22 protein-coding genes are annotated in these 18,412 nt (G+C 48.9%); 9 read left to right on the top strand and 13 right to left on the bottom strand.

The features are described 5' to 3' along the window. Window positions 1–7: 7 nt before the first annotated feature. The 4 genes from yidC to rpmH all read right to left on the bottom strand — a co-directional run bounded on the left by yidC (window position 8) and on the right by rpmH (window position 2,556). The gene (gene yidC, locus ACOI06_RS07985) at window positions 8–1,669 is read right to left on the bottom strand and encodes a membrane protein insertase YidC (RefSeq protein WP_420661995.1); all 1,662 of its coding nucleotides are present in this window, start codon (window positions 1,667–1,669) and stop codon (window positions 8–10) included. 59 nt (window positions 1,670–1,728) lie between these two features. After that, window positions 1,729–1,959, bottom strand: a complete 231-nt coding sequence (yidD, locus tag ACOI06_RS07980) for a membrane protein insertion efficiency factor YidD (RefSeq protein WP_420661994.1) — start codon at window positions 1,957–1,959, stop codon at window positions 1,729–1,731. Further along, the gene (locus ACOI06_RS07975; RefSeq protein ID WP_420661993.1) at window positions 1,956–2,339 is read right to left on the bottom strand and encodes a ribonuclease P protein component; all 384 of its coding nucleotides are present in this window, start codon (window positions 2,337–2,339) and stop codon (window positions 1,956–1,958) included. Before ACOI06_RS07975 ends, yidD begins: the two co-directional genes overlap by 4 nt. Before the next feature lie 82 nt (window positions 2,340–2,421). After that, a complete protein-coding gene (gene rpmH / locus ACOI06_RS07970) occupies window positions 2,422–2,556 on the bottom strand; it encodes a 50S ribosomal protein L34 (RefSeq protein ID WP_420661992.1) in 135 nt (44 codons plus the stop codon). Between the two features lie 183 nt (window positions 2,557–2,739). Here rpmH and dnaA point away from each other — a divergent pair, with 183 nt between their 5' ends. The 5 genes from dnaA (at window position 2,740) to ACOI06_RS07945 (ending at window position 9,472) form a co-directional block, all read left to right on the top strand. Continuing rightward, complete coding sequence (gene dnaA / locus ACOI06_RS07965; protein ID WP_420661991.1) at window positions 2,740–4,134, top strand: chromosomal replication initiator protein DnaA; 1,395 nt, start codon at window positions 2,740–2,742, stop codon at window positions 4,132–4,134. Between the two features lie 4 nt (window positions 4,135–4,138). Further along, a complete protein-coding gene (gene dnaN / locus ACOI06_RS07960) occupies window positions 4,139–5,296 on the top strand; it encodes a DNA polymerase III subunit beta (protein WP_420661990.1) in 1,158 nt (385 codons plus the stop codon). 5 nt (window positions 5,297–5,301) lie between these two features. Beyond that, a complete protein-coding gene (gene gyrB, locus ACOI06_RS07955) occupies window positions 5,302–7,755 on the top strand; it encodes a DNA topoisomerase (ATP-hydrolyzing) subunit B (protein WP_420661989.1) in 2,454 nt (817 codons plus the stop codon). Window positions 7,756–7,936: 181 nt separating this feature from the next. After that, the gene (locus ACOI06_RS07950) at window positions 7,937–8,290 is read left to right on the top strand and encodes a hypothetical protein (RefSeq protein WP_420662011.1); all 354 of its coding nucleotides are present in this window, start codon (window positions 7,937–7,939) and stop codon (window positions 8,288–8,290) included. 87 nt (window positions 8,291–8,377) lie between these two features. Next, complete coding sequence (locus ACOI06_RS07945) at window positions 8,378–9,472, top strand: DEAD/DEAH box helicase (RefSeq protein WP_420661988.1); 1,095 nt, start codon at window positions 8,378–8,380, stop codon at window positions 9,470–9,472. Between the two features lie 49 nt (window positions 9,473–9,521). Here ACOI06_RS07945 and tnpC read toward each other — a convergent pair whose 3' ends face one another. From tnpC to tnpA, 3 genes are all read right to left on the bottom strand, one after another. Further along, on the bottom strand, window positions 9,522–11,126 hold the full coding sequence (gene tnpC, locus ACOI06_RS07940) for an IS66 family transposase (protein ID WP_420661987.1): 1,605 nt from the start codon (window positions 11,124–11,126) through the stop codon (window positions 9,522–9,524). Window positions 11,127–11,203: 77 nt separating this feature from the next. Then, window positions 11,204–11,548 (bottom strand): IS66 family insertion sequence element accessory protein TnpB, encoded by a 345-nt coding sequence (tnpB, locus tag ACOI06_RS07935; protein WP_420661986.1) that lies wholly within the window; start codon window positions 11,546–11,548, stop codon window positions 11,204–11,206. Then, on the bottom strand, window positions 11,548–11,877 hold the full coding sequence (gene tnpA, locus ACOI06_RS07930) for an IS66 family insertion sequence element accessory protein TnpA (protein ID WP_420661985.1): 330 nt from the start codon (window positions 11,875–11,877) through the stop codon (window positions 11,548–11,550). Before tnpA ends, tnpB begins: the two co-directional genes overlap by 1 nt. Before the next feature lie 646 nt (window positions 11,878–12,523). On the opposite strand from tnpA, the gene ACOI06_RS07925 reads away from it, so the two are divergent. From ACOI06_RS07925 to ACOI06_RS07915, 3 genes are all read left to right on the top strand, one after another. Continuing rightward, window positions 12,524–12,934, top strand: coding sequence for a hypothetical protein (locus ACOI06_RS07925; RefSeq protein WP_420661984.1), 411 nt, complete (start codon window positions 12,524–12,526; stop codon window positions 12,932–12,934). Continuing rightward, a complete protein-coding gene (locus ACOI06_RS07920; RefSeq protein ID WP_420661983.1) occupies window positions 12,931–13,284 on the top strand; it encodes a hypothetical protein in 354 nt (117 codons plus the stop codon). The genes ACOI06_RS07925 and ACOI06_RS07920 overlap by 4 nt, the downstream gene beginning before the upstream one ends. A 120-nt stretch (window positions 13,285–13,404) precedes the next feature. After that, window positions 13,405–13,653 carry a type II toxin-antitoxin system Phd/YefM family antitoxin gene (locus tag ACOI06_RS07915; protein ID WP_420662010.1) on the top strand — a complete coding sequence of 83 codons (249 nt, stop codon included), beginning with the start codon at window positions 13,405–13,407 and terminating at the stop codon, window positions 13,651–13,653. Here ACOI06_RS07915 and ACOI06_RS07910 read toward each other — a convergent pair. From ACOI06_RS07910 to ACOI06_RS07900, 3 genes are all read right to left on the bottom strand, one after another. After that, window positions 13,634–14,020, bottom strand: a complete 387-nt coding sequence (locus ACOI06_RS07910) for a hypothetical protein (RefSeq protein ID WP_420661982.1) — start codon at window positions 14,018–14,020, stop codon at window positions 13,634–13,636. The two genes, ACOI06_RS07915 and ACOI06_RS07910, sit on opposite strands and share 20 nt — an antisense overlap. Window positions 14,021–14,098: 78 nt before the next feature. Further along, window positions 14,099–14,644: a hypothetical protein gene (locus tag ACOI06_RS07905; protein ID WP_420661981.1), complete on the bottom strand. Its 546-nt coding sequence runs from the start codon at window positions 14,642–14,644 to the stop codon at window positions 14,099–14,101. A gap of 356 nt (window positions 14,645–15,000) precedes the next feature. Then, a protein-coding gene (locus ACOI06_RS07900; protein WP_420661980.1) for an IS3 family transposase occupies window positions 15,001–16,367 on the bottom strand; the annotation gives its coding sequence in 2 pieces (ribosomal slippage) (window positions 15,001–15,855 and window positions 15,858–16,367; 1,365 coding nt in all). 64 nt (window positions 16,368–16,431) lie between these two features. Here ACOI06_RS07900 and ACOI06_RS07895 point away from each other — a divergent pair. Further along, entirely contained in the window at window positions 16,432–16,602 is a 171-nt protein-coding gene (locus ACOI06_RS07895; protein WP_420661979.1) for a hypothetical protein, read from the top strand. A gap of 741 nt (window positions 16,603–17,343) precedes the next feature. On the opposite strand, the gene ACOI06_RS07890 is transcribed toward ACOI06_RS07895, so the two are convergent. The 3 genes from ACOI06_RS07890 to ACOI06_RS07880 all read right to left on the bottom strand — a co-directional run bounded on the left by ACOI06_RS07890 (window position 17,344) and on the right by ACOI06_RS07880 (window position 18,403). Further along, on the bottom strand, window positions 17,344–17,613 hold the full coding sequence (locus tag ACOI06_RS07890) for an antitoxin of toxin-antitoxin stability system (RefSeq protein ID WP_420661978.1): 270 nt from the start codon (window positions 17,611–17,613) through the stop codon (window positions 17,344–17,346). Between the two features lie 164 nt (window positions 17,614–17,777). After that, complete coding sequence (locus ACOI06_RS07885; RefSeq protein WP_420661977.1) at window positions 17,778–18,038, bottom strand: YkgJ family cysteine cluster protein; 261 nt, start codon at window positions 18,036–18,038, stop codon at window positions 17,778–17,780. Window positions 18,039–18,049: 11 nt separating this feature from the next. Next, the gene (locus ACOI06_RS07880) at window positions 18,050–18,403 is read right to left on the bottom strand and encodes a DUF1840 domain-containing protein (protein WP_420661976.1); all 354 of its coding nucleotides are present in this window, start codon (window positions 18,401–18,403) and stop codon (window positions 18,050–18,052) included. Window positions 18,404–18,412: the final 9 nt, after the last annotated feature.

Genomic DNA, 18,412 nt, shown 5'->3' with positions numbered 1-18,412 from the left:
TCAGTGTTTAGCGTTTCGCTTGCTGACTGAGATCCTTCATTCGTTTGGTGATAAGCCACTGTTGTGCAATCGAGAGAATGTTGTTAACGCACCAGTACAAAACCAGACCGGCAGGGAAGAAGAACATCATTCCACCAAACACGAGTGGCATGATCATCATGACTTTTGCCTGTGTTGGATCTGGTGGCGTTGGGTTGAGTTTAATTTGCAAGAACATGGTGGCCATCATGACGGCAGGCAAGATGAACAGCGGATCTCTGACGGACAAGTCATCAACCCAAAGCACCCAAGGCGCACCACGCATTTCCACGCTAGCCAGAAGCACCCAATAAAGCGAAATAAAGACCGGAATCTGAATCAGCATTGGCAGACATCCACCCAGCGGGTTGATTTTCTCTGTCCGATACATTTCCATCATCGCTGCGTTCATCTTTTGACGATCATCGCCATATTGCTCTTTGAGTGCTTGCAAACGAGGAGCGACCTGCTTCATCTTCGCCATAGAACGATAACTGGCTGAAGACAAGGGATAGAACACGATCTTGATGAGAACGGTAAGGGCCACAATAGTCCAACCCCAGTTCCCCAAAAGGGAATGAATCCAGGTCATCAGCACAAAAAGTGGTCTGGCAATAATGGTGAGCCAGCCATAGTCAACAACCAAGCCCAGTTCGGGGGCAAGCTCGTTAAGTTGATCCTGATCCTGGGGACCCACCCATAGTTTGGCAGGAACGGTCTGAGATTGTTGAGGAGCAATGGAACCGACAGACTCAATACTACGAATGGCAAAGAGATCAGAATTTCCAATATTGGCCATGTCGTAGCTACGTTCTGTGCCTTGACGGGGTACCCATGCGGTCACAAAGTAGTGCTGAATCATTGCAAACCAACCATTGTTGGTTTCTTTGATGTAATCCGCTTTCTTTTTAGCAATGTCAGAAAAGTCGACTTTCTGAAACTTATCTTCTTCAGAATAGACAGCCGCACCGGTAAAGGTGCTGTAGAAACCGGATGTTGTTTCTGGAGTGCTGTCGTCACGTGTGATTTGCAGATAGAGTGACGGCGTGACAGGGTTATCAGTTAGGTTTTCAATCTGGTGATCGACATCAATTGCATAAGATCCCTTCTTGAAAGTGAAGCTTTTGGTGACACGAACACCGTCTGATTCTGCCTCAAAACGAACTGTGAGCGTATCCCCTTGCATGGAAGTGGGACCTTCAAGTAAGCGGAATGGAATCAGATGAGTAGGATAGTTTTGTCCATCAGGCGCACCCACAATCCCTGTTTGCACGATATAGGTGTGCTCGTCATTGTTGTCGAGCAGGACAAATGGAACAGCGCGATTATTTGTTTCAGGGAACTTCAGAAGCTCTGCCTTGACCAGTTGTGCCCCAATTAAATCGAATTCCATGCGCAATACATCAGTAGTGATGGTCACAATTTCAGATTGGGTTGCTTGGGCAGGGATGGGCGCTACTGCAGGTTGTCCATTGGCTTGTGCGGCATTAGGCACACCAGGTTGGCTTTTGTCAGTAGTTTGTGATTGCGAAGCTTGCTGGGGTTCCACTCCAATAAGAGGTGTACCACCTTGATGCACTTGCCAGTTGTTCCACAGCATGAACAACGAGAAAGCAAAGATCACCAGTAATATTGTGCGACGAATGTCCATTCTAGATCTGCTGCCTGTGAGAAATTCATGAAAACATGCCAGTGTAGCCTTAATGAGCGCTAATGATCGTGATGTTCGTGATCAGGGACTGGATCATGTCCGCCTTCATGCCATGGATTACATCGGAAAATGCGTTTGATCATCAACCAACTCCCCTTCAAAGTGCCGTGCTTCTTTAATGCTTCAATGGCATAGTTTGAACAGGAGGGGGTAAAACGACATTGTGAACCGATCCATGGACTTAAGAAAAACTGATAGACACGGATCAATTTGATAAGAAGCCAGTTCAAGACGACCTCAGCACATGTCTGATGAGTTTTTCACAGTCCTGTCTGACACTTTCCTTAAGGAGAGTGAGTGACTGTTCTTGTGGTTTTTTGTATAACCGAAAGACGTAAAAACCAGGAGCAAGGTCATGTCGGTGATGACGAAAGCATTCGCGGATAACGCGTTTGGCCGCATTACGACTAACCGCTTTTTTTAGTAAACGCTTTGGAATGATAAGACCAAGCTTTGCGATAGGCGCAAGAGTGCCTTGGGATGGATCTGTTTCAGAAATCAGCTTTTGATTCAGAATCAGGATCAACCCTTTTGCTTTAGGTCTGGTTTTTAATGATGCGCCAAACTCTTCCGGACACAACATTCTTGCGGCACGCGGGAAATCTTGCATGACGCGATCTTTATTGCTATTCAACGTCGATAGACTGTCTGGTTTGCCTGGTTAGACAAATTGATTGACAGCCCCCGAGTCTTTAAACTGCCAGACGCTTACGACCTTTGGCGCGACGGGCTCTGATGACAGCACGGCCACCGCGTGTTTTCATGCGGACCAGAAATCCGTGGGTACGCTTACGGCGTGTAACTGATGGTTGAAATGTTCTTTTCATGACATTACTCGAAAAAAATAATTCCCGATCATGGGAAAGCCCGACATTTCAACACATTCCCATTAGATAGTCAACTAATACACAGTACTATGAAAACACCCCATCGAAAGTTCGCTTAAGCTGGTGGGCTGTGGATAACTTTTCTCCAACAGGGTAAAATCGAGGTTTAATCGGGCAAAAGTAATGGAAGAATTTTGGCAATCCTGTCTGGATTTGTTTGCGCAGGAACTCCCCCCTCAACAGATGAACGCGTGGATCAAGTCGTTGACGCCTGTTGAATTTGATCAGTCAGAGTTAACTGCGCGCTTTGCTGTGCCAAATCGCTTCAAGCTTGAGTGGATTAAAAAGAATTTTACAGGACGTATTGAAGAGATGGCCGTTGATTTTTACGGCCAGCCGATCACGATTGTGTTGGAACTCGCGACTCAAAACAATGTCAGACCGATCGACCGGCGTACCCCTTTGGCCGCGAAAATTCAAGCAGCCGAAACAACCCGAGTCGAAAAAACAGAATCACCAGCCAAACCCGTTGTGCCAGAGCGTCCTGCGCTTGACCCTTCACGTCTGAATGCCAACCTGACCTTTGAGACGTTGGTGACAGGTAAAGCCAACCAGCTCGCTCGAGCAGCTGCACTTCAGGTTTCAGAAAACCCAGGTCGCTCTTACAACCCGTTATTTCTGTACGGTGGTGTTGGACTGGGCAAGACTCACTTGATCCATGCGATTGGGAATTATCTGGTTCAAACACGTGCTGATGTCCGTGTTCGATATGTACATGCAGAACAGTATGTTTCAGACGTTGTGAAGGCCTACCAGAGAAAGGCTTTTGAAGACTTTAAGCGTTACTATCATTCGCTAGACCTTTTGCTGATTGATGATATTCAGTTTTTTTCCGGTAAAAACCGCACTCAAGAAGAGTTTTTCTATGCGTTTGAAGCGATGGTTGCGCAACATAAGCAGATCATCATTACCAGTGATACCTATCCAAGAGAGTTAGCTGGAATTGATGAGCGTTTGAAGTCGCGTTTTGATTCAGGTTTGACGGTTGCCATTGAGCCGCCTGAGTTGGAAATGCGGGTTGCAATTCTATTGAGAAAGGCAGAAGTTGAAGGCGTTGAAATGCCGGAAGAAGTGGCATTTTTTATTGCTAAAAACTTGCGCAGTAACGTGCGGGAGCTCGAAGGTGCTTTGCATAAAGTCCTGGCTTATAGCCGCTTTCATGGCAGCAATGCGCTGACTGTTGAGCTCTGTCGTGAGGCGCTTAAGGATTTGCTGTCTGTTTTTAACGGACAAATTACCGTTGAAAACATTCAAAAAACAGTTGCAGATTTTTACAAGATCAAAGTGGCGGATATGTATTCCAAACGGCGCCCTGCCAATATTGCCGTTCCAAGACAAATTGCGATGTATCTGGCCAAGGAACTGACTCAGAAGAGTTTGCCAGAAATTGGTGATTTATTTGGAGGACGGGATCACACAACGGTCTTGCATGCAGTAAAAAAAATTTCGGACTTGCGACTTAAGCAAACAGAGTTGAATCATGAGTTGCACGTTCTTGAACAAACATTGAAAGGATAATTGAATGCAATTATTAACAGCTGAGAGAGACGATCTTCTTAAACCGTTGTTAATGGGATCAGGTATTGTCGAAAGACGTCACACTATGCCGATTCTTGCAAACGTGTTGATTAGTCGAAATGGCTCGAACGTGACGTTTACAACGACTGATCTGGAAGTCCAGATTCAGTCTGAAACACAAATTGACAACGCAGAACCGATCGAAGCATCGGTGACCGTCAATATTCGTAAACTACTAGACATTCTGAGAGCGTTGCCCAGCAGCGGTGCGGTTAATTTTGTGCTCGATGGATCCCGCTTGAATATTCAAAGTGGACGAAGCCGTTTTGTCTTGCAGACTGTGGAAGCTGAAGCATTTCCGAAACTCAAAGAGCTGCAAGACGTTGTTCACGAGTTTACGGTTCCATCGAATCGCTTAAAGCATCTGATTAACATGACGCACTATGCGATGGCACATCAGGACATTCGTTACTATTTGAATGGTACTTTGCTGGCATTGGAAGGCAATGTGTTGCATGTTGTCGCCACAGACGCACACCGTCTGGCTCACCACGCTACAGAAGTTACACCCGTTGAAGTGGTTCAAACTGAAACGCTAGGTGAGTTAAATGCAGGACCTGCACCCGCAGAAATCATCTTGCCCAGAAAAACGATTCTGGAGTTACAGCGCATGCTGCCAGATTCCGATGAAATCATTCGTGTGCAGATAGGTCTGGGTCAGATTCGTTTCTTGTTTGGTTCGGTTGAGCTGATTTCTAAACTGGTCGAAGGCAAATTCCCAGAATATAAACGTGTCATTGATGTTCAGCACGAGCACCACTTTGAAATGGATCGAGAGCGTCTGCTCGCCAGTCTGGTGCGTGTGGCGATCGTGAATGCCCATGAAAAATTGCGTAGTGCAAAGATTCAAATTCAAAACAATCAAATGAGTGTGTCTACCTTTAACTCTGAGCAAGAAAATGCACAAGAAGAGCTCGAAGTTGACTATGCACATGAACTGGTCGACTTAGGTTTGAACGTGACCTATCTCCAGGAATTCCTACAAAACGCGAAGTCTCACACAGTTCGTTGGTCGGTCAGCCCTCAGATGAACACCCCCCTTCTCCTCGGTGTACCTGGTGAAGATTCCTTTCAGTACATCGTTATGCCAATGCGGATCTAGTCAATATGTCAGAAACTGAAAACACACAAATGAGCCAACCCGATTACGGTGCCGAATCTATCAAAGTCCTCAAAGGACTTGAGGCCGTTCGAAAAAGACCCGGGATGTATATTGGCGATACGTCCGATGGCACGGGTCTTCACCACATGGTTTTTGAGGTGGTCGATAACGCAATTGACGAAGCTTTGGCAGGTCATTGCGATGAAATTGTCGTGACCATCCATGCAGATAATTCTATTTCCGTGACAGATAATGGCCGTGGTATTCCGACGGACATTCATAAGGATGATGAGTTTCAGCGCAGCGCCGCTGAAATCGTGATGACAGAGCTGCACGCTGGCGGTAAGTTTGACCAAAACTCTTATAAAGTGTCTGGCGGCTTGCACGGTGTGGGGGTTTCTTGCGTTAACGCCTTGTCTTCTTGGTTGCGTTTGAAAATTCGCCGTCAGGGCAAAGTTCATGAGCTTGAGTTTCGCCGTGGTGAACGCGTTGAGCCGTTGAAGGTCACGGGCGAGACAGATCGTCAGGGTACAGAAGTCCGGTTTCTGGCCGATGATCAGATTTTTAACAACATTGATTACCACTACGAAATTCTTTCAAAACGATTGCGTGAGCTGTCGTTCTTGAATAATGGCGTCAACATTAAGTTGGTAGATGAAAGACAGGGTAAGGAAGAGGATTTTGCGTTTTCTGGTGGTGTGAAAGGATTTGTTCAATACATCAACCGCAACAAAACAGTTTTGCATCCTGATGTCTTTAACGTCTCCACAGAGTCTGAGGCGGGGGGCACACTGGTGGGTGTTGAAGTCGCCATGCAGTGGAATGATAGTTATGGTGAGCAGGTTCTTTGCTTTACAAATAACATTCCACAAAGAGACGGTGGGTCACACTTAACTGGCTTGCGTGCAGCCATGACCCGCGTGATCAATAAATACATTAATGATCACGATTTGGCAAAAAGAGCCAAGGTGGATACGTCGGGTGATGACATGCGCGAAGGTCTTTCTTGCGTGTTGTCCGTTAAGGTTCCTGAGCCTAAGTTTAGTAGTCAAACCAAAGATAAGCTGGTTTCGAGTGAAGTTCGACCTGCTGTTGAAGAAGCTGTTTCCAGAACTTTAGAAACTTGGCTTTTAGAAAACCCAGCCGATGCACGTGCGGTTTGCGCCAAGGTTGTGGAAGCAGCTAGAGCTCGTGAGGCCGCCAGACGTGCACGTGAAATGACACGTCGTAAAAGCGTTCTGGAAGGTGCAGGTTTGCCTGGAAAACTGGCGGATTGCCAAGAAAAAGATCCAGCACTATGTGAAATTTATATTGTTGAGGGTGACTCGGCTGGTGGTTCCGCAAAACAAGGACGTGATCGTAAGTTCCAGGCCATTCTCCCATTGCGCGGCAAGGTACTGAACGTTGAAAAAGCGCGTTTTGATCGCTTGATTGCCAGTGAGCAGATTGCTACATTGATTCAAGCGCTTGGAACCAGCATTGGAACGGACTTTGATATTTCACGACTGCGTTATCACCGCATCATCATCATGACTGACGCGGACGTGGATGGTGCACATATTCGTACCCTCTTGCTGACATTGTTCTACCGTCAGATGCCAGAACTGGTCGAGCGTGGACATATCTATATCGCCCAGCCCCCGCTGTATCGTGTGAAGGCAGGTCGCGATGAGCGCTATCTGAAGGATGAAGCTGAAGAAATGCAGTTCATGCTGCAACTGGCTGTTAAAGATGCAGGCATTTTGCCGGCTGAGGGTCAGGAAGAGCTTGTGGGCGAAACCTTTGAAGAACTGACACGTCAGTATGTGCTGGCTGAGACAGTCATTGGACGCTTAAGCCGATTCATGGATGCATCGGTTTTGTGGGCCATGATGGAAGGTGTTGAACTTGATTTGACCAATGAATCGACAGCCCAACAAAGTGCAGTCAACCTACAAGCTGCCTTGCACGATGAAAGCGATCCTGATGTATTGACTGCTCGTGCTGAATATGACGCAGTGTCAGAAGGCTGGCGTCTGGTGGTGGAGCGTATGCACCACGGCAATATCAAACAGTCTTTTGTCACACCTGAGTTCATGCAGGGTGCGGATTACAAAGTGCTTGAAAACGCCGCATTGACGTTTAAAGGCCTGATTGGCAAGGGCGCGATTGTTTTCCGGGGTGTTGGTGATAAACGCAAAGAGAAAGCAGTCGAAAGCTTTGATGAAGCGATGGCATGGTTGCATACAGAAGCAGAACGTGGCGTCTCTAAACAGCGCTACAAAGGTCTGGGTGAGATGAACCCGGATCAGCTGTGGGATACCACCATGAACCCTGAAGTTCGTCGTCTCTGGCGCGTTCAGATTGAAGATGCCATTGCGGCTGATGAAATCTTTACAACCTTGATGGGTGACGATGTAGAACCCAGAAGAGCTTTTATTGAAACGAACGCCCTACAGGCCTCGAACATCGACATCTAAAATCGCTGTAGAAACACTCATAAGGTGAGAATCTGGGCGCCATAAGTTGAGAAACTTATGGCGCCCGTTTTTTGATAGCTTACGTTAATGGGTGTGGAAGCAGGATCGAAACTGAAAGAATGGGAGAGTAATTTTCGGAGGTTTCTGGTTCGAGGGGCGGAGTCAGTCTGGAGGCTTTTGAATGAGCCGCAGTGTGAGGCTGGCAAAGAATCTTCAAGTCCGCGCCAGTCCAAGTTTTTGTCCACCTCCCGTGGCTCATTATTACTTTGCGTCCAAGGCCGGACGTTATGCCCACGCGCGCCAGTTCAAGCTTATGCGCCGCGCCATCAAGCACCAACGCACCATTGTGGGGCGGGTTGCTCGCGAGATTGACCGCAAAGCCGGTGCGATGGGTCAGGCGGCAGTGCTCATGTTGATGACCTTTTTGCCAATACAGAAGCTGCCCCGTCCAGTGAATCGCCAGAAACGCAAGGCTTCAGCGACGGACTCGCCTTGGGGCGCCTCGACATGCAAAACCTTGGTAGACTCGATGTAACCTGTGGATACAGAGTTTTTGGTAGACAGTCCCCTTTGTTCTACTCGACGGGATATTAACTTTATGGCCAGGGAGGCACCAAGGCTAATGGACGTTTTTGAATTCAGGAACAAGTTAGTCGGAGACTACCAAAACTTTACGCGCTCCTTCATTCAGCCCAAAGCTGATGACATCCGTGCTTTTCTAGATGCAGAATACGATGCAGGCCGCTACTGGCCCTCTCCACTTATTCAGATTAATCCATCTTACGTCACGATGGGCACTGTGGATTCCCTTGCTTCAGAGGGCATACTGCATCCGAAGACAGCTGCCATTTTTCGCTTCGGCAAGAGCGCTACTTCCACGGGCGTACCGGCAACACTATACAAACATCAGCGTGAGGCAATTGACTGCTGCCAGCGGCATGAGCCCTATGTGCTGACGACTGGAACTGGATCCGGAAAGTCGTTTTCGTATTTCATTCCCATGATCGATGCGATCATCCGGGAAAAACATTCCGATCCCACGCCACGCATCAGAGCAATCGTCATTTATCCGATGAACGCTTTGGCTAATAGTCAGAAGGAAGAGCTGGAAAAATTCCTTTCTGACTTCTCTGATGATGCCCGCCCGGTCACGTATGCCCGTTACACCGGTCAGGAAGGTCAGGATGAGCGTGACCGCATCATGCAGAATCCGCCAGATATCATTTTGACAAACTATATGATGCTGGAACTCCTGATGACCCGACAGAACGAACGGGACAAGGCCGTTATCCGCCATTCTCGGGGGCTCCAGTTTCTTGTTCTCGACGAAATACATACCTACCGCGGCCGTCAGGGTGCCGATGTGGCCATGCTTGTGCGTCGCGTGCGGGAGCGCATGAATCTCGATCTGATCTGTATTGGTACCTCCGCCACCATGGCAACCGAGGGCACACGGGAAGTGCGCCAAGCCAGGGTAGCAGAGGTAGTCTCCAAGATGTTCGGTCAGAAGGTGCCTTCCGCAAACGTCATTGGCGAAACGTTGCAGCGGCAGATCCCCAACGATATGCCAGATGCAGCAGAGCTTGCGCAAGTTTTGCGGCAACAACTCCCCGACGAAGTGGATTTCGATACGTTGCGACAACATCCCGTGTCTGCTTGGGTCGAGCTCACCTTGGGTATTGTCAAACAGGAGGTAAGCGCCACCGCATCGGCGTGATGACACCGCACGTCAGATGATGCATACTTGCTGAGCAGGATATTGTCTGTCAGATTATTGTGACTTGCGAGGTTAAGGGCTGGTCAGCGAAGTGCTGCTTCCACAGCCTTGGTGTGAGGGTGTGAACCTGGCTGTCTGGCTGCATTGAAACGCGTTGCAGCACATCGACCAGATAGGTGTACGGGTCAATACCGTGCAAACGGCATGTGGAGATCAGGCTCTGCATGATGCCGATGTGCTTTGCGCCGAGTTCGGTCCAAGCGAACATCCAATTGCGCCTGCCTATTGCGATTGGCCTGATGGCGCGCTCAATGTGGTTCGTGTCCAATGGGACAGCCGCATCCGTCAGGAAGACACTCAAGGACGTTTTGCGTGGATGGGTATAGCCCAGTGCTTTGGCAAAGGGGCTGCTGGGCAAGAGCGTGACATCCGACAGACATTCCTCGACCCATTTGAAGAACGCTTTCACGACGGGTTGTGCGTGTTCGATTCTGAAGTCGAGTTTCTGTTGTCCTTGCAAGTCTTCTTTGGCAATGCGTTCTTCCACAGCATAGAGGGCACGGATATAACTCAAGGCGATTGCCGCCAAGTCTGGCTCAACCTCTTCGGCTTTAATGAACTCGCGCCGACAGTGAGCCCAACACTGAGCATGGGTCATACTGGTGCTGGCGGCATAGGTCGCATAGGCGCCATAGCCATCGCTGAGCATGACAGATCCAGAACGAGATCCTCGCCCAAGGACGGCCTCAACGTTCTCATGGTTGCGATTGCCAAAGTATTCAAAGCAGATCTCATCCTGGTCACCATAAATGGGCCAGAAGAAACCACTCCTCATTTTTTGCGGAGCCTCCCGACCCGCTTTGATATGTGTCTCGTCCATGGTGATGACGTGACTTTGACTGATGGACTTGAGCTGTGCCGCATAGATGGGGCTGAGTAGTTCACTCGCCTTGGCACATAGGTTCGTCAACCAGCCTCGACTAACTTTGATGCCTGCTGCCGTCATGCGTTGTTGTTGACGGTACAAAGGCAGATGCCAAGCGATCTTGTCAATTAACAACCCAGCAATAAAGCTCACATCCGCTCGGCTTTTATCCAACACGCCACCGGGAGCCGGTGGGCAGTGAATGGCTTGCGTATGACGAACCTTAATCACAGGACGGATGTATTTCAGGATGACGTAGCTACCTGGTCGTTGCGCTAGTTTGTGTGTGGTCTTGTGCCCAATGACCTCATAGTCTTCAGGAGCCAAACCTTTGATTTCTGGGTTGGGTAATTCAATGACTTCAACAGGGACCCGGTCTTCATCAAAGAACAAAGCGGGCTCTTCATTGGTCTCATCTTTAAAGCGCACGCGACGTTTGTGCTGAGCGACGACCTTAACGGGCACTTCAGGTTCTGTAGTTGGTTCAAGATCAGCAAACAAGTTCAGTTGCAACGTGTCATCTTGTTCGATGCGCCGCTCACTCTTAGAGCCGAAGATTTGTTGTTTGAACCATGCGACCTGTGCGGTCAGTGCCTCAATCTGCTGCTGTAAAAGCTGATTATTCTGTTGCAGTAGTTGGTTTGATTTTGCGAGTTCAGCCACCTGTTCCTGGGTCACGAATGTGCCGGAAACTAAATCGGTTGGGACGGTATTTTGCGCTGAACTCATGAGTCAAATTATACCATTATCTCCTTGTTTTTGAAAGAGTTTTATGCGTATTTTTCAGCTATTTTGAACATTATTTTCTAGACCTTTGGGAGTTGAAATCGCAACTTCTGACGCTTGGGCTCAATGCCTTCCAGAAGTAGCTTTAAAGCCGTCCAATCAATCTCCCTGGACGTGATCTCGTTCCAGTTTGAAATAAATCGACCACGCTCCAAACGCTTGGCCCAGATACAGAAACCTGTTCGATCCCAGTACAGAACCTTCATCTGATTGGCACGTCGATTGATAAATACAAACAATGCGCCAGACAGCGGATTCAACTGCATCGCATGTCGGACCGTGGCGTATAAACCATCAAAGGACTTACGCATATCGACAGGCTGACCATAAAGGTGAACCTGGATGTTGCCTTCAGGGAAAAACATCAGCGGCGTGACAGCGTGAGAACCACGCCATCTCCAAGATCCAGTCGTAACTCCAGACTCGATGACTGGTTTAAATTAATAGCACCAATGTCTAAAAAATCAGATGACTTGGGCGGTACTTCAGACTGAACGGCATTGCTCTGACTAGGCTGTGAGATCACCCCGTCATTACGCAGCACGGATAGCCATCTGTAGAAGGTTGATTCTACGATCTTCCTTTGCTGGCAAAAGGCTTTGATGGTGGTGTTTTCAGCTTCGTACTGGCGCATCAACGTGCACCACTCGTCGTAGCTGCGGACTTGAGGGGTTTGTGGTTTCTTTATGGACATGTTCTAAAACTAATAAAAGTTGATCATGCCCAACAGTTTGATACTTTCTAACGCGTAGCACCATCACGCCGATCTCGTACCGCTTACGTTGCATTGAGCGTTCCTCTATAGAGTTAGAAGTCACGAAGATACCCAGCGAACAGCCTTGGAGCGCTCTGCAAGGCAAGAACCACGGAAATTTTCAATCCGATACGAGCGAAAGCGGGTCGTCACCACGTTACGGCAACCATGAATTCCGCCAACATCTAGTAAAACGCTCCGCAGGACAATATGATTTGTCTCGCACATTGCTTCCTACGACTGTCGTCGTCTGCCATCTTACTCCCACATCCTCACCTGTAGATACAAGTCATAGAGCACTGCCGCCACCTGCTCCTCGACGTACGCGGTGAGCATCAATGCATTCGCTCACTTGCCAGAAAAGGGGTCACGAAACCCGATTTTCGTCGCTTTTGTGCAACGTTCGATTGATTTCCGAAATTTATTTTTCAAAAAACATCTAGGTTTATTGCACAGTTCGTTTTTCGTCAAATAATTGCGCTACATTTTTCTTAAGGTGTCTGCGTACGTAGGTACGCACAACATCTTCACACACGTCGTGCGCACGGCGCTTTATTTCCTCGTTATTTTTTAATCGGAGACCGATATGTCCGAGGATCGCGCTCGTTTGTGTGCTTTACCCAGTCGCTATCCCCGAGTCTTCGCGGCAGGCCCTTTGCCGTGGGGATTTGAGCACGGGGACGGTTGGTGTGCACTCCTGGAAGATCTGTGCGAAACGATAAACACGCTGCTGCTTGAAGAGCCGGATGCCAGCGTCAGCACATTGCAGGTCAAAGAAAAATTTGGTGCGTTACGTTTTTACTGTCGGTACGCCAGCATGAGCCAGGCGCTCGCTACTCGCATCACTACAGCGATCCGCTCGGCTGAAGACGCGAGCTCCCAAATATGCGAACAATGCGGACAACCCGCGCAGCGTCACGCCATACGAAATGTGATGACCGCGCTATGCGCATCATGTCTTGCGCAACGAGCGCTCCTGGAGGACGAGTCATTATGAGCCAAGAAAACCCCTTCGATACCGCCACCAACGACATGCGTAGGCGCAGACGAATGGCACGTAGTGTATCTGCAGAGGATATCGAAGAACTGGATATGCCCCTTAATAATTTTTTCGGTGACGACCTGTTGATGATTTTGTATCAGAGCGAAAGTACCAACTTTGCATCTGCGCGGGTTCGCACAAGTTTGCAAACCGTTAGCGACAAAAGCGAGCCCCGCCATATTCGTGCGGCAGCGGCTCTGCAAATCGGTCGGTTCGTCAAGCAGCGTGCTGACAATTCACACGACTTCGACACAAGTGATCCGAAGGAGTCGGTGATTGTCAACCTACTTGTCGCCTGTAAGTAAAACTAAAGCCGCCCGCTTGAGTTTTGTTTCAGACATGTGGGGCGTTGTGTGCCCCCTTTCAGGATTGAGATGCACCACGTCCATTCGGGACCCGTTGCGTATCGAGCCTGACATAGAAGTATTTGGAGAACCGCCATAACTGCAACTGAGGCGCGGGCAAACCTGTACCGCCTCATTGACCAAACCGTCGAGTCTCATCAGCCGATTCGAATTGCTGGCAAGCGTACAAGCGCCGTGCTGATCTCGGAAACCGATTGGGATGCCATCCAAGAGACGCTGTATCTGACCTCTGTGCCGGGTATGCGCGAATCCATTAAAGAGGGAATGGCAGAGCCCCTGGAAAAGAGTACTAAGGAACTGGACTGGTGACTTGGGAAGTTGTCTTTGCAAAAGCGGCGCTCAAAGATGCGAAAAGGTTGCCGCGGCTGGCTTCAAACCCAAAGTGCAAACGCTGATTGCGATCCTGGAGATTGACCCGTTCCAGAATCCACCGTCTTTCGAAAAATTGGTCGGTGATCTTTCCGGGGCCTATTCCCGCCGTATCAATATTCAGCGTCGTCATGATGACCGTGCTGGGACCGAGACTACCCTCTGCTATCGCATCGCTGAATTCGACGAAGAAATCCGCCTCCGCGAGGATTACGTTCTCGCGCCCATTCAAGGGTTCGGTTTCGACCACATGAACGACATCCGGCTCCTCGCACATCATCCGATGAGCGCGCACCGCTTCAACCACGTCGTCACCGTCCGATTGCCTACCATACATCCCCTTTCCAGAGCGCCCGATACCGACGTGTCGGCAAAGTTCTCCGGCTCAATCGGCCTTGCGTAATGGGGTATCGAACGTGCCCTCGACCTGCCGGCAATCGCTCGTATCAGCCTCCGCAAACATGCTGTCCTTGCGGCAGACAATAGCCGAAAAACTGCCCTGAGCAGTGGAAGCCCCGTCTTCCAGAGACAGTGCATCAAAGACGACCTCGGGGGCCGTCCCGCTATCCTCACTGAGATAGAAGGGCTTGCTCATACCATCCGGCCACCAGGAAACGGACGCATCCATGATGGAGGCCGAGGCGTCACTGCCCATCAGCGAAATCTTGATCGATAGGACGTTGCGCATAATGCTCTCGGCCTCAGGGTCGTGAGCCTGAATAGAGAGGGACGCTGTCGGACCGAAGGATCGGAATTCGGCCGTCGACGTTCCCTCGGACGGCACATCGAGCGTTTCGCCTGCATAGGGTGTGCCATCGATGGTGGCGTTGACCGCACCAACCGGCGTTCTTGCGATTTGAGCCAGCGCAGGCTGCGCCATGCAAAACGCAAGTCCGAATGCTGCAAGGATAGGCGCTTGATTCAGTTTCATCGCGTAAGTCCTTTTATGTGCTTATGAAATTTCTTCAATCCCTGATTTTATTGGCTTTCAGGACGTTGGTGGATACCCGTTGACATCACTCAATATTCTGCGCTTGAATAGCGAGTAAGAATATTAATTATGCATAATCAATAGGTTATGCTGGGTAGGCATATTTTTTAATATTATACCCACCAATATACCCACCGTTTGGTTTTGGAACCTTGCTATGGGTCGGTGGGTGGTTATGTTTTTTGCGCAAGGAACTAGTGTTTCATGAAACTTGTTCTTGCTCAACGTCTACGCTTGTGACTGCATTGAATCACACCGGGAATGAACTGACCCCCAGAAGTTGGACGTTTTTGTTTTTACATTTCAGTATTCTGAAGCCGAAACTGAACCGGACTGAGCCCATTTAATTTCAGCTTGATCCGCTCCTGATTATAGTAATGGATATAGTCACGTAAACCGTCTTCCAGTTGTTTAAGCGTCTCACATTTGGCCAGGCGGAAGAACTCCTCTTTCACCGTTCCGAAGAAGCTCTCAATCACTGCGTTGTCAAAGCAGTTGCCTTTCCGGGACATACTTTGGGTAATCCCGGACTGGGCGATTAGTGCACGAAACGGGCGCATTTTATAGTGCCACCCCTGATCCGAATGCAAGACGGGGCGCTCCCCCGAGTTGAGCCGCTCAAGAGCATCTTCAAGGGTCATCATCGCTAATTCAAACATAGGTCTTGTGCTGGTACGCCACGCGATGACCTCTCCGCCATACAAGTCCATGCACGCCGACAGATGTAGCTTCTGTCCCTTCACATTGAATTCAGTCATATCGGTGACCCACTTCTCATTGGGTGCAAGGGCGCTGAAATCTTGTTGGAGAAGATTGGGCACGCTCCCCTCTTCTTGCCCTGAGGGCACACAGCGCTTTTTTACACGAATCAATGCTTTGAGCCCCAGTTCGTGCATAAGGCGTTGTACCGTCTTAAGATTGACGCGTCGCCCCGACTTGCACAGGTCGGCCGTGACGCGGCGATACCCATATCGTCCTTTGTGCTTCTCATAAACGGCACGGATATCCTGCTTAAGCGCTGAATGCCTCTCAGGATTCGAGAGGATCTGGCATTGATAATAGAAGGTGCTGCGCGACAGACCTGCGACCTGAAGCAAAAGTGACAACTTATGATCGTGCCTTAATCTACGAATGAGGGATGCTTTCTCAGCGCGGCTGACTTCCTCTCCAGGATTAAGGCGTGCAACTTTTTTAAATAAGCCACCTCGGCACGCAGTCGTTCATTCTCTTCCTGCAACGACAGCACAGAACTCAGGGCCTGCGCCTCTGAATGCCGAGGTAATAGGCCTGATGGCGGTTGTTCTTCAGCCATGTCAGAATGCCTCCGGTTTGGGTTCTGAAGCGCCGCAAAGCCACCTTGCTCAAAGGCCTTTCGCCAGACAACAACCTGATTGGGATTACGAATATCGTAGATGGCAGCCACCTGCCGACTCGACAATTGCTCACGCTCCTGCCGATACAGTACATCAAGCTTGAACTGAGCGCTATAAGAACTGCGTTTAGGGCTTAATCCGTTCAACCCGTGAAACTGGTACCGACTCGTCCATGTGCGTATTTTTTCTTCTGGTATTCCATACTCCTTTGCCAGTCGCTTGTGTCCCCCACCTTCTGATAGAAAGTGCTGAACGACCTTCAGTTTGAAGGCAACGTCATATTTTGACATGTATCTCTCCCAGGTTAGTGTGTCCAACTTCTGGGGGTCAGTTCAAACCCGGGGTGATTCAGATTTGGCAAAAGCCCTGGACACCAGAGCCTCAGCCCTTGCACGAAACTTGGGTGAGGCGGTAGAAGTGGTCGGTGCTTTACCCCTTCCAAACGGTTTGCGTCGGGGCGGTCTGTTACGAGTGTCTGATCTGGGAAGGCTGGTGGTGGCGCAGGCCAAGGCTAACCGGAGGTGATCACCGATCCTGACGATCCCGGACGAACCCGTCCTCAGGGCTCTTTTTGATTCTGGAGTTTTATATCCTGGTAAGAAATTTCATGGGTGACAGGATGAGACAGTGAATGTTAATGAAATTCACCTTCAGAATCTGGGCAACGCCTTTTAGAGTAAGGTCTTCACCCCAGGGGCGTTGGAATACAGAAAATTTGATCGGCTAATGGGAGCTCCTTGGAGAGGTGCTTTCCATGCAAGGATCAGAGGTCAGGCGGGAGAGGATTCTCAGCTTATGAGGACAACGGAGTCCATTCATGGTTATTAGAATTCTATAAGTCATTGTTTTTAAAGAGTGAGAATTCTCATCTTATGGGTGCCTCTACAATCGCGTGTAGCTGTTGGTATAAGTTGATCCAAATGACGGCATAAGTTGTTCAATCGATGACTTATGCTGTTTCAATAGATCAGAAAAATTCACACATCTGCTGAAATTATTTCATCGGGGGCCACAGCCTTACCGTGTGCATTAGAGTGATCACCCAAGCTTTTTCGTCGTGAATTTCATATACAAGACGAAAGTTTTATAAGGAATTAATTCGCGAATTCCAATGATCTTTTCTGATTTTCCGAGCTTTGGATGCTTAGCCGCATTACTGAAAAACTGCATCCATACGAGACACTGCGTGTGGATTGTTTGTTGCGATGTGGTTCCAAATCTCCATCCGGTCTTTCTTAGCGCTCGGTGTCTAGATAATCAGCAAGATCAACCTATCGCTTTACGTTTGGCAGCAAAGATAGCTTCAACCTCATCATTTGAACGACCTAATCCTGCACGCATTGAGGCACGCCCCAACTCCACCTTTTCACGGAGATAATCATCGTATTCACGGGCTTCTTGACGCTGTGCGATGTAGTTGCGCATCAGTTCGTGCATGATCTGGGACGCTGATCGGTCTTCATTGGCGGCTTCGGCCATGAAGTTTTCGCATAACTCTGATTCTAATTTCATTGTGAAAACAACCTGTTTAGACATTTCGTTCTCCTGATTTCGATATTGATCAAGTGTATACCTCGTTAGTCTTAATAGATGATGTTCTATTTTATGACTAAAAATTACTGAGGTTTTGATTGGCTGTGACAAAATAGATCGGCAATGGGCGTTCAAAATACTGATGTGTGTAAGCTGTGTCTTTGTGTTTACGCTGACGGCATCGTCTCAATCTCAGCCCATGTGAGCCATTGCATCGCTTGTTCGCGGCTTGTGCCGCACATGTCAGGACTGGGTTTCAGAGATGCACAGACTTCGGGTCGTTCAGGATGATCAAAAATCTTGCAACGCAATTGCTCATCAAGCTGTATACAGGGTTGCCCAGCCTTCTTCCCATCTGGCATTCCAGGAATAGGACTCGAGATCGAAGGTGCAATACAACAGGCTGCACAAGCTGGGCGGCATTCCATGGTGTATATAATTACCAACCGGATCCAGTTTCCCAGAGAACCGGGGTGTTTTGAGCTTTGGCTTTGCGCAGCATTTGTAAGAGTGGTGTTGCACGCTGGCCTAGATGAACATGCTCTTTGATGGATGGTGGTAATTCATCGTCAATTTGATCGAGAATCTTTTGTCGAGAGGCGTCATAATCCTTTTCGCGTGCAATGGTATCCTCTAGACGCTGGATGGCATCATCGATTTGTTCAACAGAAAACACACCGCGTTCAGGGATTTCAGGGCCCTCTAACTTACCTGCCGCAACTAAGACGGCAAGTGCATGTTTTTCCAGCATCAGAATGTCCATATCGGCTTTGCTGCTGAAAGTGACTAACATAGGGAACTC

It is taken from the genome of Orrella sp. 11846 (genome assembly GCF_048820935.1).
Classification (GTDB): domain Bacteria; phylum Pseudomonadota; class Gammaproteobacteria; order Burkholderiales; family Burkholderiaceae_B; genus Algicoccus.
Note: the sequence above shows the minus strand (reverse complement) of the source record. Positions and strands in the feature narration are given on the sequence as shown.

Excerpts from the sequence above, each read along its gene's own strand:
- ACOI06_RS07950 (WP_420662011.1), top strand. The coding sequence starts at position 7,937 with ATGAGCCGCAGTGTGAGGCTGGCAAAGAATCTTCAAGTCCGCGCCAGT.
- ACOI06_RS07880 (WP_420661976.1), bottom strand. The coding sequence starts at position 18,403 with ATGTTAGTCACTTTCAGCAGCAAAGCCGATATGGACATTCTGATGCTG.
- gyrB (WP_420661989.1), top strand. The coding sequence starts at position 5,302 with ATGTCAGAAACTGAAAACACACAAATGAGCCAACCCGATTACGGTGCC.
- yidC (WP_420661995.1), bottom strand. The coding sequence starts at position 1,669 with ATGGACATTCGTCGCACAATATTACTGGTGATCTTTGCTTTCTCGTTG.
- ACOI06_RS07905 (WP_420661981.1), bottom strand. The coding sequence starts at position 14,644 with ATGAAACTGAATCAAGCGCCTATCCTTGCAGCATTCGGACTTGCGTTT.
- ACOI06_RS07890 (WP_420661978.1), bottom strand. The coding sequence starts at position 17,613 with ATGTCTAAACAGGTTGTTTTCACAATGAAATTAGAATCAGAGTTATGC.
- dnaA (WP_420661991.1), top strand. The coding sequence starts at position 2,740 with ATGGAAGAATTTTGGCAATCCTGTCTGGATTTGTTTGCGCAGGAACTC.
- ACOI06_RS07975 (WP_420661993.1), bottom strand. The coding sequence starts at position 2,339 with ATGCAAGATTTCCCGCGTGCCGCAAGAATGTTGTGTCCGGAAGAGTTT.
- tnpA (WP_420661985.1), bottom strand. The coding sequence starts at position 11,877 with ATGTCCATAAAGAAACCACAAACCCCTCAAGTCCGCAGCTACGACGAG.
- ACOI06_RS07945 (WP_420661988.1), top strand. The coding sequence starts at position 8,378 with ATGGACGTTTTTGAATTCAGGAACAAGTTAGTCGGAGACTACCAAAAC.
- ACOI06_RS07885 (WP_420661977.1), bottom strand. The coding sequence starts at position 18,038 with ATGGAATGCCGCCCAGCTTGTGCAGCCTGTTGTATTGCACCTTCGATC.
- ACOI06_RS07925 (WP_420661984.1), top strand. The coding sequence starts at position 12,524 with ATGTCCGAGGATCGCGCTCGTTTGTGTGCTTTACCCAGTCGCTATCCC.
- rpmH (WP_420661992.1), bottom strand. The coding sequence starts at position 2,556 with ATGAAAAGAACATTTCAACCATCAGTTACACGCCGTAAGCGTACCCAC.
- dnaN (WP_420661990.1), top strand. The coding sequence starts at position 4,139 with ATGCAATTATTAACAGCTGAGAGAGACGATCTTCTTAAACCGTTGTTA.
- ACOI06_RS07920 (WP_420661983.1), top strand. The coding sequence starts at position 12,931 with ATGAGCCAAGAAAACCCCTTCGATACCGCCACCAACGACATGCGTAGG.
- tnpB (WP_420661986.1), bottom strand. The coding sequence starts at position 11,548 with ATGTTTTTCCCTGAAGGCAACATCCAGGTTCACCTTTATGGTCAGCCT.
- tnpC (WP_420661987.1), bottom strand. The coding sequence starts at position 11,126 with ATGAGTTCAGCGCAAAATACCGTCCCAACCGATTTAGTTTCCGGCACA.